A 12,836-nucleotide genomic window follows, 5' to 3' on the forward strand; every position below is an offset into this window, starting at 1 on the left:
TTGACTTCCGATTCCTCCTCGGCGAGGAGGTGGGGATGCTCCAGGAGGTGCAGCACCAGCGCCGCCTTGACCGTGGCCGACACCGCCTTGCTGGCGATGTCCCGCACGTCTTCCAGATCGCGCCCTTCCGCCATTTGCAGTTCCACGGCGTTGTGCCATTGCCGCCGGGACTCCCGTGCCTCGGGGGAGAGCCTGACCAGATGGCAGGCGGGTTTGTCCTCTTCTTCCGTCGCCATTGCGTTGAGCAGCCCCAGGATGGTCTCCTCGTAGGGTTGCAGGATGAACTCGTTGAGACCGGGTTCGTTGGCCTCCTCCATGCGGGTTCCCACCAGGGAGGGGAGCCAGACGGGCCAGATGCGGGCCAACGCCCCCGAGGCCCGCAGGGAGGGATGACGGGCCGCCTCCAGATATTTGTCCGGCTGGACCATGACGCAGACGTTGAGGCAGGGGTTGACGATCATGCGATCCTCGGGGCCGTTCTCGTTGCCCACCCGGTCGCGGGTGATGGTGTCGCCGGAGATGCCGCTCAGATAAATGGCGTCGCCGGTACGCTCCTTGCCGGAATATTTGCCCATGATGGCATCGAAGACGGGACGCCCCTCGCCGGAGAGCACGGCGTACTCTCCGCCCCGGAGATGCATCCGCTGGAACAGCCGCTCCTCCGTGGCGTCGGAGGTGAACATGCGGGGATGGGGCGGCAACGCGACCCGTTTGCATTCCTCCTGGGCCATTTTGCTGATGAAAGCTTGCTGTTCGGCTTCCGACAGTTTGGGGTTGGTCGCCTGTTTTTTCAGGGCGGTCAGCAGGGTGTCCAGCACCTGATTGGTGGTGGCGACCTCGGCGACGCGCTGGTGATGGGCGTCCATCTCCCCTTCGATCCACTGTTCCAGGGACCGGGTCATGAGCTTGAACGGCGGGCTTTTGCGCTCGCCGCTGGCCGCGATCAGGGCGTGGAACAGGGCGGGATGGTGGTAAAGGCCGGGCCGTTCCTGGATGCGGGCCTTCTTGCCGATGGCCAGTGCTGCCACCGACAGGCCGATCACCGCCGGAGAGGCGACAGGCACTTTGACGAAGCGGGCCACTTCCTGAGCTGCATCCCGCAGCACGCTTGGTAGAGCCTCTAGGGGATATGGGCGAGGTTCCTCATCGGCGTTGGAGAGGGGGTGCGGATCGGGCCATGGGTTGTCGCCCTGGGGCGCGCCCACTGCTGGACCATGGTGTTGGCAATGCTTCTCCCACAGCCGTTGGGCTTCGTTGGCCAGCCGCTCCTCATCCCATGGGGGCCGCAGCATGGCGGCGTTGTACTGGCGGATGGCTTCCCAGGCCTCGCCCCGGCTCATGCGGCCTTCATGGGCCATGCGGATGTAGTGGCCGATGGCGGCGGAAGCCCCCTCGAAGCGGGTCCAGGCATCCTGGGCCTCGGCCCGCACCGGGGTGGTGAGGATGGCGTCCACGGGCGGCTTGGCCATTGGCGCAGTGTTGAAATCCAGGCTGGAAAGATCGATCTCCACCATGGGGGGCATGTCGTCCACCGCTTCCGCAAGGTCGCGCAGGTGAACTTCCCGGCGGGAGATGGTGCGGAAGGTCGTCAGCCGCTTGTGGCCGTGCTTGTGATAGACCGATCCCGCCACACGGATGGGCTGATGCGCGGAACGGAAGTGGGGATCGCCACCCACCTTCAGGGCGATCTCATAGCGGAGGCGGCAGACCAGGGCGATCTCGTCACCTTCGGCGGGTTCAGACAGCTTCCAATAGGCGTGCAGCTTGTTCTGTCCCTCCGGGGTGGTGCCGCCGGATTCGACGATGGCGGTGGGATCGCCCAGGTGGAGGGCGAGATGAGCCAGCTTGGCCGCCACGTCGCCGCTGTCCAGGTCCACCAGGACGGTCTGGAGTTGCACCACCTCGTCGGCCCTGGCCTGCCCACGTTGCGCCACGGTTCCGGGGATGACGTAGAAGGCGGCCCCGTTGTTGGCGGCCCACTGGGCGAAGGTGACGGCCTTGCCTGTGGCCTGCTCGTCGGCTTCGATCCAGATGTGGTGGGGACGATTGGCCAGTCCCTGGCCGGGATCGGTCAGCCCTCGCAGAGGGATCATGCCGTCGCAATAGCCGAAGACCAGGTCGAAGTATGCAGCGATGGCTTCCGGGTCGGGGGTCAAAGTGACGAAATTCGTCGGTTCCTCCGGTTGAGGTTGGGCATCGTTGAAGTCCAGCCAGATGGTGTCATTCACCACGTCGGGGTTCCTGCCCATGTCGGGGTTGCTCGCATCGGAGTCAACGACCACGTCGGAGTTGCCCGCATCGGGGTCAACGACCACATCGGGGTTCCTGCCCACGTCGGGGTTGCCCGCATCGGGGTCCATACCCGCGTCGGGGTTCCTGCCCACGTTGGGGTTGCTCGCATCGGGGTCCATGCCCGCGTCGGGGTTCCTGCCCACGTCGGGGTTGTCCACGTCGGGGTTGTCCGCATCGGGTGCCATGCCTGCGTCGGGGTTCCCTGTGCGAAGTTCCGTAATCCTCTCTGCGACTCGGGCAATTTTCAGGAGTCGGTAGGCCTCATTACGCACCGTTGCAGGCTTCCCTTGAGCACCATAGGCCTGCCGGTACGCTTCGCTGGCGTTGCCGGTTTCCGCAAAGGCGCGGCAGAAGGCATCCTGCTTGGGCGTCAGCATGCCAGCCTCCAGCAGCGATCCTGCCAGTCGCAGAAACGGCACTCGAAGTGGCTGGGATCGCGGGTGATGCGCGGGAGCAGATCGTGGGCCTCGGTGGCCTGGAGGACGCGCACCGCCCGGTCGGTCATGCGCTGGGCCAGGGCGGCGTCGAAGGGGACCAGCTCAAAGTGCAGGTCGGCGGTGTCCTTATTGATGGCGGTGAACAGGGCCGGATTGGAGGAGATGCCAGGGACGGCGGTCTCCATGTAGGCTTGGTAAACGGCAATCTGTGCGGCGTAGACCGGCTTGGAGATGGCCACGCCGCGCTTCACGGTGTCGTTCCAGGACTTGTTGTTGAGGGATTTGCACTCCCAGAGGGCTGGATAGCCCATAGGAACCTCCAGGTGCCCACCGGCCAGGATGCCGTCCACATGGCCCTGAATGCGTCCCTTGGCCACCGAGAAACCGAATTGACCGCCGTCCTTTTTTCGGACAGCGAGGTTGAATCCCGCAGCTTGCAACCAACGGATGGCCAGTTCCTCGAAGAGATGCCCGGCGGCGAAGATGCGCAGGGTCTTGCCGTCGAAACCCCGGCCCGCATCCCTGGGGGCCCCGGCGTATTCGAACTGCAACGCCCGCTCGCAGGCCACCCCCAGCCGGGAGCCCCCCAGATATTGTCGGGGCGGACTGGCGGCTTCCTCGGCGACCAGGGCGGCGTCGATCAGACCGGTGACGATCTCACCGAACGCGGCGTTGTGATTAAAGTCCAACATGACCTTCGCCTTCAGAACGGGATGTCGTCGTTGTGCTTGTTGAAATGGTTTTGGTAGGCGCTGACCACCACGTCGATGAGGGTCAACACCTCCTCTTTGCTGTAATCCGCCAGGGGGCGATGCATACCGATGCTGCCCACGTATTCCCCCAGGGGGACCAGGGTGGCGGCCATGGCCGCCCGTTCCAGATCCGTCGCGTCCGTCATGTCCTTCGCCTCCATCAGCAATGTCCTGTTGAGTGCCCGCACTCCTCCCACCAACTGGACCAGGACGTGGCCGGGGGATCGCCGCAGAATGTTTCCGAAGATGGCCCGCTCCCGACTCGGCAGGTCATCCAGCCAGACCCGGTGACACCGCAGCCCCGGCGGGAGGGAGACCCAGCCCAGCCGGGGGTCGTGCCAGTTGGTGCGCGCCGTGGTCCAGGCCGGGATGGGCATCACGCCACCTCCGCAAGGGCGGTAGATGCTCCGAAGATCAGCCCCTGGATGGCCCGCCGGTTGAAGCGGAAGGTCATCAAGGCCGAGGCCTGGTAGCGGGTCAGGTTGTGGTCGAAGCGGTATTCCGCCGGGAGGTATTGCAACTGCCGCTCGGTGGGGGCCTCGTGAATCCAACGTTTGGTCTTGTGGGCCGAGTCAGCGGTCTCGTGGTCGTTGAGCCAGTCATCGGCGGCGGCCAGGCAGACGGTACGTTCGCCGATGGAGAGGAGTCGGGTCGGAGTACCATTGGCCCCACCCACCCCATGCCAGCGGCCATTGAGGAAGAAGACCCCACCCCAGGCGTTGAAGCCGTTGGCCAGCAACGCCGCGTCGTCGCCGAACAGGTCCACCCACAGGAAACTGGAGCGGGCCAAGAGATCGACCTCGGTCATGATGAAATCGGCCAGGGGTTCCGGAGGGCCGCTGCCTTCGTCCATCCGCTCCCAGACGTAACCGCAGAGGGGGCATTCCCGAACGGCCAGGGGAACGGTGGCCTGACATTCCGGGCAATCCTTGGTGGGAGCCTCTCCCTGGAACTCCTTCCCATCCAGGTCCACGTCCTGCTCCAATGAGCCGTGCAGCAGGGTGGAGGTGCCGAAGTCCAACACGACGCAGTCGGTTTTGAACACCCCCGGATGTTCGTTGGGATCGACGGTGCGAAGGCCCCGCCCTACCATCTGGATCAGGGTGGATTTGTAGGAACTGGGTCGCAGCAGCACCACGCAGGAGGTGGGCGGGTGGTCCCAGCCTTCGGTCAGCACGGCGACGTTGACCACCACCTGGGCATCGCCCTTTTCGAACCGGCACAGCACCGCCCGGCGTTCTCCATCGGGCAAGTCACCGTGGATCAGCACAGCTTCGATCCCGGTGGCATTGAAGGCTTCGGTGACGTTCCGGGCGTGGTCCACGGTGGAGCAGAAGACCACGCTCTTGCGGAATCTTTTGATGCTCCCTGTCGCGGCTTCGCCGCTCCCCGCCTCTTGCGCTTTCTCCTGCCAGTGACGGATGACGGCCTCGGTGACCGGGGCCTTGTTCATGATCCGGTCCACTTCGGCCATGTCGAAGTCGTCGGCGGTGCGCTTGACCTCGCGCAGGGCCTCGCCGGTGCCGACGTCGATGACGAAGGTGCGGGGCGGGACCAGGTGGCCGGAGCGCACCAACTCCCCCAGCCGCACCTGATCCGCCACGTTGGAGAAGATGGGGCGCAGGGCCTTCTTGTCACCCCGGTTGGGGGTGGCAGTGACACCGTAAATGCGGCACTCTGGATTGTGCTCCCTGGCGGCGGACAGGATGCGGCGATAGCCGGGGGCCGCCGCGTGGTGGGCCTCGTCGATCACCAGCAGATCGAGGGGTGGCATGGCCTCCAGATTGGAAGAGCGCGCCAGGGTCGGCACCATGGCGAAGGTGGTCCGGCCCCGCCAGGACTTGGAGTCCGCGTCCACGATGGAGGTGGAGAGGCCGGGGTTGACCCGGCAGAACTTGGTCACGTTCTGCCGGGTCAGCTCATCCCGATGGGCCAGGACGCAGGCCTTGCCACTGCCTTCGGCCAGCATCCGGCCCACCACGGCGGAAAGCATCACCGTCTTGCCTGCCCCGGTAGGCGCGACCGCCAGGGTATTTCCGTGCTCGTGGAGGGCTGCCACCGACCGCTCCACGAACACTTGCTGTCTGGGCCTGAGAATCATCTCCAGACCTCCCGGTTACTGCGCCCAGGCCGGGCGGGCGATGTTGCCACCGTTCTGTCCCTGGGCAGGCGCGGCCTGCTGTTGGGGCGGACGCCAGCCGTTGGTGGCGGCGGGAGCCGACGCGGGAGGCTGGAAGGAAGGGGAAGGTTGGAAGCTGGCAGCGGGAGCCACCGGCGCGGCGACAGGCTGGAACCCCTGGTATTCCTTCATGTCCGGAGTGATGGCCATTTTGATCACGTTCTTTGGATCGCCGTTGGCGTCCTTCTCCACGTCGATCCTGGCCAGGAACTCGATTCCGTCCAGGTCGACGAAACCACGGATGCGGCGGGCCTCCAGGGCGCGGGAGGAGGTATCCTTGTCCGACAGCCCCCGGGCGGAATTGAGGATGGCGCGGATGAAGGCGCGTCCCATGTTGCCCCACTCCGGACCCTTGGGGCTGTAAAGGCCGATCAGGCTCCACACCTTGCGCCGGGCGTATTCTCCGGCGGTGATGACGAACTCGCAGTTGAGGTAGACCGCGTCGCTTTCCTTGGCGCGGGTGGCGTATCCGCCGGTCCAGCCCCGGCTGGGATCGTCGATGCCGCCGGGCTTGATGGTCATCCTGACGGGGATGATGGTCCCCTTGGGGAGCAAGTCGAAGTTGTTCTGGGTGTCGGCGTCGTTGTAGTCCTGCCAAGCAGCGTTCATGTTCATGGTGTGATCTCCTGGTATTGTCAATTAGAAGCAGTGGTGGCGATCTCGGCGGGAGCCGGTTGACCGTATTCGAGGCGTTCGTGGATGGGGCGCACCGGTCCGCTGATCTTGGCCATGAGGCGGCCCAGGTGGGGTTCCTCCACCATGGCCAGACGACCGGAGCGGTCCTTGGCGGGGAAGCCCCATGGGTTCAGGGTGTGGCAGACGAAGGCGCGGAAAAGGCCGCCATCCTCGGCTTTCAATTCGGTGAGGGTGACCACCTCGTCCACGATGCCGGGCAGCTCCAGGCCGGTCTTGGACCCTTCCAATTGCAAAGCGAAATAGGGTCGATTGAAGTCGTCGATCTTCTTGTCCAGGATGCCGACGAACCAGACGTTCTTGTTGCGGGTGTGCTGGAGATGAACCAGCCAGTTGATCATCTCCTGACCCAGTAGGCCGTAGGCCCCGCGCAGGTCGGGCTTGCCGGTTTTGTCGCTGAACGCTTGCGGCTGACCCTTGCACCACTGCATGCAGAGCCGGGCTCCGACCGTGAGACTGTCGAGAAAAAGCGTTTCGTATCTGCTCAGGACTGCGGGATCACCGTACTTGGCCACCACCGCCTGGTAGTGGGCGTCGCTGAAGGATTGGTCATCCCGCAAGGCCGGGTTGGGTCCGCCGATGTAGACCGCGATGTCCCTGCACTCCTGCCAGGTGCGGGGGCGGATGGTGTCACCGGGCCAGCCCTCGACGGCCAGATCGCCAGCTTCCATGTCGACGAACAAGGTGGTTGCCGGGTCAAGCGTCCAAAGCTGTGAGGTTTTGCCGATCCCGACCGGCCCCACGAGAACGCCCTTGATGCCGCGCCGTTCGGCCATGCGTTGGTCGGCGGTGATAATGGGCAATCTGTTCATCATGCTGCCTCCTGCCGAGCCGTGGTTACGTCCAGCCAATGGGTCACCACGAATCGGCCGAAGGGCCCCTTGCAGGCCGGGCGGAAATCGCCGAGGCCAATCCTGGAACCGGCGGCATCCACGATCTCGCGAAACAACTTGGCGGTGATGAGTCCATCATCGAGGAGTACCGTGAATCGAAACCGCCAATCCTGGAAACAGGGGCGATGGGAGAGGATGCGTCCGCCGGTGGAGGGAATGCGCACGGCCCTGGTGTCCACCGTCCATGGTTCCTTGTGATCCAGGGACAGTTCGATTTCCTCGATGGCGACGCATGCCGGGATCAGAGACGATTTCTGGGTGGTGATGAGGGACTTGCCCGCCTTGAAGAACCGTCCGGCATCAATGATGGCTCGAAACAGGTTGGGGGCCGGAACCATGGGCTTGCCGTCGTGGCCGATGTAGAGCTTGCTTTCTGCAATCTCGCGGGGCGTGCCCTTGTTGCCCACGATGCCGGTGCGCGTTCCTTCCGTGGCGGCCATCTGGGCCGCATCGGTGAAGCGGTTGCAGAGCAAAGGCGTCATGCCTTCAATGCCGATTTCGAGTCGTTTCATGAGTATTCTCCCTGGTTATTGATGTCCGGAAAATTAATTAATTTTGTGAAATCCGTGCCTTGCCTCGCCAAGCCATGCCCAGCAGCGCCTTGCCATGCCTAGCCCTGCCATGCATCGCCTCGCCATGTCATGCAGTTCTTGATAGTTCATTTAAAATCCGTGCCGTGCCTTGCGTTGCCGCACCGTGCCTAGCCTTGCCCGGCCTCGCCTCGCCTCGCTTCGCCAAGCCGTGCCGTGCCTCGCCACGCCTAGATTCATCATGCATGGTTATCTTTCCGGTACGACAATCTTGAACGCCTGCCGCCCGCTCTGAGTCGTCCTGGCTTCTTCGAAAACCGCCTTGATGTGGTTTGGCCACGCGGAATACTTTCTCTCATCGACCCCATGAGTCAGCTTGACGTACTCGCCAGGGTCTTCACCGCTTTCCGCTATGCGGGAGACGATGGTTGCCAGTTTCTGTTGATCCCACTTCACCTCCTTTTTCAGGTCAGCGACGACCTCCAGCCCATCCTCGCGGAACCGCACCACCCCGAACTCTTTGCCGCTCTCCCTGCGGATGGCTGTGGCCCGGTCGCCGAAGCGGCGGGCGAAGACGCCGTCCAGCAGGTCGTTGACCAGCTTGACCCGGGCGGCGGCCTCGGAGGCCTCCTGTTGCAGCCGGGCCAGTTCCCTGACCGGCAGGGCGGCGACCTCGCCCATGGGCATCTGGCGCAGTTGATCAATGGTGATGGGGGCGTTCATGGTCAACTTGCTGGTGACGTTCTCGTTCATCTTTTCCTCCTGAAGGAGATCCTGAAAATAACCGCACGCCAGACCCGCCAGGAATCGGGTTTTTCGGACCATGAATCCTATGCGTGCGGGTTCGTGACCCATCTCACCCGGTCGGGCACCCGACCGGGGTGGTTGGGCTATGTCGTGCCCGGCGTCAAACGCCGGAGGTACTTCTCATCAATGCGCCGGGCGGCATGCTCGGAATCCACGTTCATCAGGTCGCAGATAAAACCGAATCCGCCCAGATCCATTGACCGGCTCAGGAAGTACCGCTTTAGGTACAACACCTCGGAGCGGAACAGCGGGTTGCCCCACAGATTGGGGTTTTTCTCCACCTTCTGGACCAACGTCCTGGCGTCCTTCACCGCCTGATTCAAGACGGCGATCCACAAGCCCTTCTCCGATTCCGCTGTATTCGATTCCTCCATGCCCATCGGGCGGATCATGCAGATCGGCTTGTTTCTCATGGACACGGCGGCCTTCCGGTTCGGGTTCATTTCAGTTCCATCTCGCGTTCGGTGATCAGGTTCCGGTCATTAGTGATTGTGAGCCGGGTTTTCCCTCTATAGCGCAACCTCAATGCCATCTTGGTTTTAATAAGCAAAAGCAGATAGTTGATAGCATTTATATGGGTTGAAAATGGGCAAATTAAGAAGGAGGAAGGGTCGCGGGGTGGGGACGTGCGAAATGGAACGGATGGCACGCAAAACGGAACGGTTTGGCGGCGAATTGGAACGGGATGGCAACAAGATGGAACGCCAAAGCTGCAAATTGGAACGAGATGGCACGCATGCCGGAACGGCGTTGTGGACTGAAATGGACTGTGATTCCTGGTCAGCCGGGTGATCTGGATGTTGGGAGCGATGCGGGTCGTCAGATGGAACGCCATGGCCCGCAAAATGGAACGGTATGGCACTCATGCCCCATCATTCCGAGAGTGACGATGGGGTTTCAGTCCTCAACGGTGGTCCGTTTTTTGATCTATGAAGGGAAGTGATTGTGAGCCGCTGATTCCCTGCAAATCAGAGGTGAACGCTATGACGACCATGTTGAAGGAAAACAGACTGCGCCCCACGGCACCCGATCTGATGCCTGCCGAAGAGCGATTGAAGGAGGTGGCCAACATTCTCGCCACCGGGATGGCGCGGTTAATGAAAAATAATAAAACAGAGAAAAATCCACTGGATAAGTCGCCAACCATAGGCCCTCATGGTCGAAAACCAACTCAAGGAGAAGACCATGAATAACATTGATGTGATCAAACAAGTGGCGGCCTTGCCGGGGATGAGCACCCCGGATTTGAAGGCCATGTGGAAGAAATTCCACGAAAAAGATCCTCCGCCGTTCAATCGGACCTTTCTGGTGAAGCGGCTGGCATACCGGCTTCAAGAACTGGCCTACGGTGGGATGTCGGAGGAAACCGGAAAACGGTTGGAAAATCTGGCCTCGGATGAGGCTGGGGCCTCGAATGGAAAGGCTTCACGGGAGCAGATTCTTCCGGGCACCAGCTTGGTGCGGGAATGGAAGGGCGTGGAGCATGGATGCACGGTTTTGGAAAACGGCTTCGAATATCAGGGGAAGCACTTCAAGAGTCTGACGGCAGTGGCCAACTTCATTACCGGAACACGATGGAATGGCTACGTTTTCTTTGGCCTCAAAAAGCAGATCAGGAGCCGGTCATGAGCCTTCGAAAACAGGTTACTCCAAAAGTTCGGTGCGCCATCTACACCCGCAAGAGTACCGATGAGGGGCTGGAGATGGAGTTCAACACCCTCGACGCCCAGCGTGAGGCGTGCGAGGCCTACATCGCCAGCCAGAAGTCCGAGGGGTGGTTCCTGGTGACCGACCGCTATGACGACGGGGGCTTCTCCGGGGGAAATCTGGAGCGACCCGCTCTGAAGCGGCTGCTGGCCGACATCGAGGCGGGGCAGGTCAACGTGGTGGTGGTCTACAAGATCGACCGTTTGACCCGCTCCCTGCTGGATTTCGCCAAGCTGGTGGAAGCCTTTGACCGCCAGAAAGTTACCTTCGCCAGCATTACCCAGTCCTTCAACACCACCACCTCCATGGGCCGTCTCACCCTGAACGTGCTCCTCTCTTTCGCGCAGTTCGAACGGGAAATCTCGGCGGAACGGATCCGGGACAAGTTTGCGGCATCGAAACGCAAGGGAATGTGGATGGGCGGGCACGTTCCCCTGGGGTATGTTGTCCAGAATCGCAAGCTGTTGATTGCCAATGAAGAAGCGGAGATTGTGCGGTTCATCTTCCGAAGATACCTGGAAACCGGCTCCGCAACGCAGGTGGTGGAAGAATTGGATATGGCTGGGACGGTCAGCCGCAGCGGAAAACCATTTGATAAGGGATACCTTTATCGGATGCTTGGAAATCGCCACTACCTGGGGGAGATCCCGGCGGGAACGGAAAGCTTCCCTGGGGAGCACGATCCGATCATTGATCGGGAGACCTGGGATCGAACCCAGGCCCTGTTGGCATCCAATACAAGACGGCAACGGGCGAGGCGTCGGAAGCAAAGTCAGGCCTTGTTAGGCGGCATCATTTTCTGTCGCCATTGCAACCGCGCCATGAGCCCAACCTACGCCCGCAAGGATGGCAGACTTTACCGATACTACCTGTGCCAGTCGGCGGCCAAGAGCGGCTATAACTCTTGTCTCATTCGCAGCGTCGCCGCCGGGGAGATCGAGGCGGTGGTGATCCAGCAGGTGCGCATGGTGTTGCGTTCGCCGGAGATGGTGGTCAAAACGTGGCGGGCAGGCAAGAAAGCCGGTACGGAAATTCAGGAACGGGACGTAACGGAAGCCTTGCAGCGGCTCGACCCGGTTTGGGATGAACTGTTCCCGGCGGAACAACAGCGGCTGGTGCAGCTCCTTGTTGCCCAGGTGGACGTATTCACCGAGGCAGTGAAGGTGCATCTGCGCGCCCAAGGGCTCGACACCCTGTCCCGTGAACTGAACGACCTTTGGAACACGAAAGAGGAAGCGGCATGAAAGCAGAACTGAGTCAGGACGGAACCACCATTATCATCACAATCCCCATGAATCTGCGCAAGAGAGGCGGCAGGAAGCGGATCATGGCCCCGGACGGAATGGACTCGATGCCCATGCCGCAACGGGATGATACCCTGGCGCGGCTTATGGCAAAGGCGCACCGTTGGCTGAGAGACATGGAAAATGGCCGGATCGGGTCCATCAGGGCACTGGCAGAGAGGGAGAACCTCGACGATTCCTATGTGGCGAAGGTGCTGCGCTTGACCCTGTTGGCTCCTGATATCGTGAAAGTTATCTTGGATGGCAACCAGCCGGACGTTATGACATGGCGAGAGCTGGCCAAGCCGTTTCCGGCAGAGTGGGCGCAGCAACGGGAACAATGGGGGATCGCAGCGCCGGTCTGATCACCGGCGCGTTCTCGTCGCCGGACTCGGTATTTGAGGCCAACTCGCCAGCAGGCAACCAAGTGCCGATGCGAAATCACCATCTATAAGCGAATACTGTTATTCATTGAAAATGCGCATAAAAAGTGAGTCCGACTTTTCCGGACTCACCGGGCCTGAGTCCAGAGCTTTCAGAGAATTTTGGCAAAGAGAGAAGAGAACGGACGGGATAGACGGCGGCGGGTCCGGGAATTGGGGGAGAACCCGTTTTCTGTTGTCGCCGTAACCATTGGAAACATTGGGGTTTTTGAATGCGAAAAGACCGCCGGGGTGGGCGGTCTTTCGGTGGAGAAAACCCTGTAAATTCAAAATGGTGGAGGTGGCGGGAGTCGAACCCGCGTCCGAAACCTGTACTCCGTCTGGCGGGATTACGACCATCTGCCGGTCATTCAGTTCCGCTGCCTTGCAGACCGGCTGGCTTTGGAACCTCCGTTACCTCGCAGTACTGGGCACCCCTGGATTTAGACCGGCCTGCGCATTTCCGGCTTGACCCCGCTTCATCAGCTTCTGTTTCCAGGTCCGGGTCCGGACCCAAAGCCAAGACCTCCGCTTTTAGGCGGCGGCCAAAGCTTCGCCGTAGAACTCGTCGTTGGCGTTTGTGCATGTTGGTCCATTACGGCGGTACCATACCGGGTCGCCTCCAGGACCTTTCTAAGCCCCGTCGAAACCGTATCACCCCCATATTCCACCAGTGGCCATCATATACTCCCCGCGTCCCTGCCGCAATCGAATTCGTCCGGAAGGGTAGGGGGTGGTGCCTGATGCAGGAATTTGCCGGGAAATGGGTACGCTGTGCCCCAAATGGGTAAGGTGTCCCCGGATTTCCCGGCAAATGGGTAAGGTGTCCCCGGATTTCCCG

Annotated in this window: 14 protein-coding genes and 1 other RNA gene; 5 read left to right on the forward strand and 10 right to left on the reverse strand. The window is 61.7% G+C overall.

Annotation, left to right across the window (positions count from 1 at the left end; translation table 11 throughout):
• The 9 genes from HQL56_10175 to HQL56_10215 form a co-directional block, all read right to left on the reverse strand.
• A partial coding sequence (locus tag HQL56_10175) for a DUF3987 domain-containing protein (protein MBF0309884.1) occupies nucleotides 1-2,669 on the reverse strand: 2,669 nt, incomplete at its 3' end.
• Nucleotides 2,663-3,421 (reverse strand): hypothetical protein, encoded by a 759-nt coding sequence (locus HQL56_10180; GenBank protein ID MBF0309885.1) that lies wholly within the window; start codon nucleotides 3,419-3,421, stop codon nucleotides 2,663-2,665. The genes HQL56_10180 and HQL56_10175, both read right to left, overlap by 7 nt.
• Nucleotides 3,422-3,432: 11 nt before the next feature.
• The gene (locus HQL56_10185; GenBank protein MBF0309886.1) at nucleotides 3,433-3,858 is read right to left on the reverse strand and encodes a hypothetical protein; all 426 of its coding nucleotides are present in this window, start codon (nucleotides 3,856-3,858) and stop codon (nucleotides 3,433-3,435) included.
• Nucleotides 3,858-5,582, reverse strand: coding sequence for a DEAD/DEAH box helicase (locus HQL56_10190; protein ID MBF0309887.1), 1,725 nt, complete (start codon nucleotides 5,580-5,582; stop codon nucleotides 3,858-3,860). Before HQL56_10190 ends, HQL56_10185 begins: the two co-directional genes overlap by 1 nt.
• 15 nt (nucleotides 5,583-5,597) lie before the next feature.
• Entirely contained in the window at nucleotides 5,598-6,269 is a 672-nt protein-coding gene (locus HQL56_10195; GenBank protein MBF0309888.1) for a hypothetical protein, read from the reverse strand.
• A 26-nt stretch (nucleotides 6,270-6,295) separates the two neighbouring features.
• Nucleotides 6,296-7,165: an ATP-binding protein gene (locus HQL56_10200; protein ID MBF0309889.1), complete on the reverse strand. Its 870-nt coding sequence runs from the start codon at nucleotides 7,163-7,165 to the stop codon at nucleotides 6,296-6,298.
• Complete coding sequence (locus HQL56_10205; GenBank protein ID MBF0309890.1) at nucleotides 7,165-7,758, reverse strand: hypothetical protein; 594 nt, start codon at nucleotides 7,756-7,758, stop codon at nucleotides 7,165-7,167. The genes HQL56_10200 and HQL56_10205 overlap by 1 nt, the downstream gene beginning before the upstream one ends.
• A gap of 267 nt (nucleotides 7,759-8,025) precedes the next feature.
• Nucleotides 8,026-8,505, reverse strand: coding sequence for a hypothetical protein (locus HQL56_10210; GenBank protein MBF0309891.1), 480 nt, complete (start codon nucleotides 8,503-8,505; stop codon nucleotides 8,026-8,028).
• A gap of 161 nt (nucleotides 8,506-8,666) precedes the next feature.
• Nucleotides 8,667-9,026: a hypothetical protein gene (locus HQL56_10215; GenBank protein MBF0309892.1), complete on the reverse strand. Its 360-nt coding sequence runs from the start codon at nucleotides 9,024-9,026 to the stop codon at nucleotides 8,667-8,669.
• A 199-nt stretch (nucleotides 9,027-9,225) separates the two neighbouring features.
• Here HQL56_10215 and HQL56_10220 point away from each other — a divergent pair, with 199 nt between their 5' ends.
• From HQL56_10220 to HQL56_10240, 5 genes are all read left to right on the forward strand, one after another.
• Nucleotides 9,226-9,375 carry a hypothetical protein gene (locus HQL56_10220; GenBank protein MBF0309893.1) on the forward strand — a complete coding sequence of 50 codons (150 nt, stop codon included), beginning with the start codon at nucleotides 9,226-9,228 and terminating at the stop codon, nucleotides 9,373-9,375.
• A 191-nt stretch (nucleotides 9,376-9,566) separates the two neighbouring features.
• The gene (locus tag HQL56_10225; GenBank protein ID MBF0309894.1) at nucleotides 9,567-9,776 is read left to right on the forward strand and encodes a hypothetical protein; all 210 of its coding nucleotides are present in this window, start codon (nucleotides 9,567-9,569) and stop codon (nucleotides 9,774-9,776) included.
• Nucleotides 9,769-10,212: a DUF2924 domain-containing protein gene (locus HQL56_10230; GenBank protein MBF0309895.1), complete on the forward strand. Its 444-nt coding sequence runs from the start codon at nucleotides 9,769-9,771 to the stop codon at nucleotides 10,210-10,212. The genes HQL56_10225 and HQL56_10230 overlap by 8 nt, the downstream gene beginning before the upstream one ends.
• The gene (locus HQL56_10235; protein ID MBF0309896.1) at nucleotides 10,209-11,534 is read left to right on the forward strand and encodes a recombinase family protein; all 1,326 of its coding nucleotides are present in this window, start codon (nucleotides 10,209-10,211) and stop codon (nucleotides 11,532-11,534) included. Before HQL56_10230 ends, HQL56_10235 begins: the two co-directional genes overlap by 4 nt.
• Nucleotides 11,531-11,938, forward strand: coding sequence for a hypothetical protein (locus tag HQL56_10240; GenBank protein ID MBF0309897.1), 408 nt, complete (start codon nucleotides 11,531-11,533; stop codon nucleotides 11,936-11,938). The genes HQL56_10235 and HQL56_10240 overlap by 4 nt, the downstream gene beginning before the upstream one ends.
• 350 nt (nucleotides 11,939-12,288) lie before the next feature.
• On the opposite strand, the gene ssrA is transcribed toward HQL56_10240, so the two are convergent.
• Nucleotides 12,289-12,657: a transfer-messenger RNA gene (gene ssrA / locus HQL56_10245) on the reverse strand.
• Nucleotides 12,658-12,836 lie beyond the last annotated feature (179 nt).

The sequence above is a fragment of the Magnetococcales bacterium genome (genome assembly GCA_015231925.1).
Classification (GTDB): Bacteria; Pseudomonadota; Magnetococcia; order Magnetococcales; family JADGAQ01; genus JADGAQ01.

Coding starts and splice junctions, on each gene's coding strand:
- HQL56_10215 (MBF0309892.1), bottom strand. CDS start 9,026: ATGAACCCGAACCGGAAGGCCGCCGTGTCCATGAGAAACAAGCCGATC.
- HQL56_10220 (MBF0309893.1), top strand. CDS start 9,226: ATGGCACGCAAAACGGAACGGTTTGGCGGCGAATTGGAACGGGATGGC.
- HQL56_10190 (MBF0309887.1), bottom strand. CDS start 5,582: ATGATTCTCAGGCCCAGACAGCAAGTGTTCGTGGAGCGGTCGGTGGCA.
- HQL56_10195 (MBF0309888.1), bottom strand. CDS start 6,269: ATGAACGCTGCTTGGCAGGACTACAACGACGCCGACACCCAGAACAAC.
- HQL56_10185 (MBF0309886.1), bottom strand. CDS start 3,858: ATGCCCATCCCGGCCTGGACCACGGCGCGCACCAACTGGCACGACCCC.
- HQL56_10200 (MBF0309889.1), bottom strand. CDS start 7,165: ATGAACAGATTGCCCATTATCACCGCCGACCAACGCATGGCCGAACGG.
- HQL56_10235 (MBF0309896.1), top strand. CDS start 10,209: ATGAGCCTTCGAAAACAGGTTACTCCAAAAGTTCGGTGCGCCATCTAC.
- HQL56_10180 (MBF0309885.1), bottom strand. CDS start 3,421: ATGTTGGACTTTAATCACAACGCCGCGTTCGGTGAGATCGTCACCGGT.
- HQL56_10225 (MBF0309894.1), top strand. CDS start 9,567: ATGACGACCATGTTGAAGGAAAACAGACTGCGCCCCACGGCACCCGAT.
- HQL56_10230 (MBF0309895.1), top strand. CDS start 9,769: ATGAATAACATTGATGTGATCAAACAAGTGGCGGCCTTGCCGGGGATG.
- HQL56_10205 (MBF0309890.1), bottom strand. CDS start 7,758: ATGAAACGACTCGAAATCGGCATTGAAGGCATGACGCCTTTGCTCTGC.
- HQL56_10240 (MBF0309897.1), top strand. CDS start 11,531: ATGAAAGCAGAACTGAGTCAGGACGGAACCACCATTATCATCACAATC.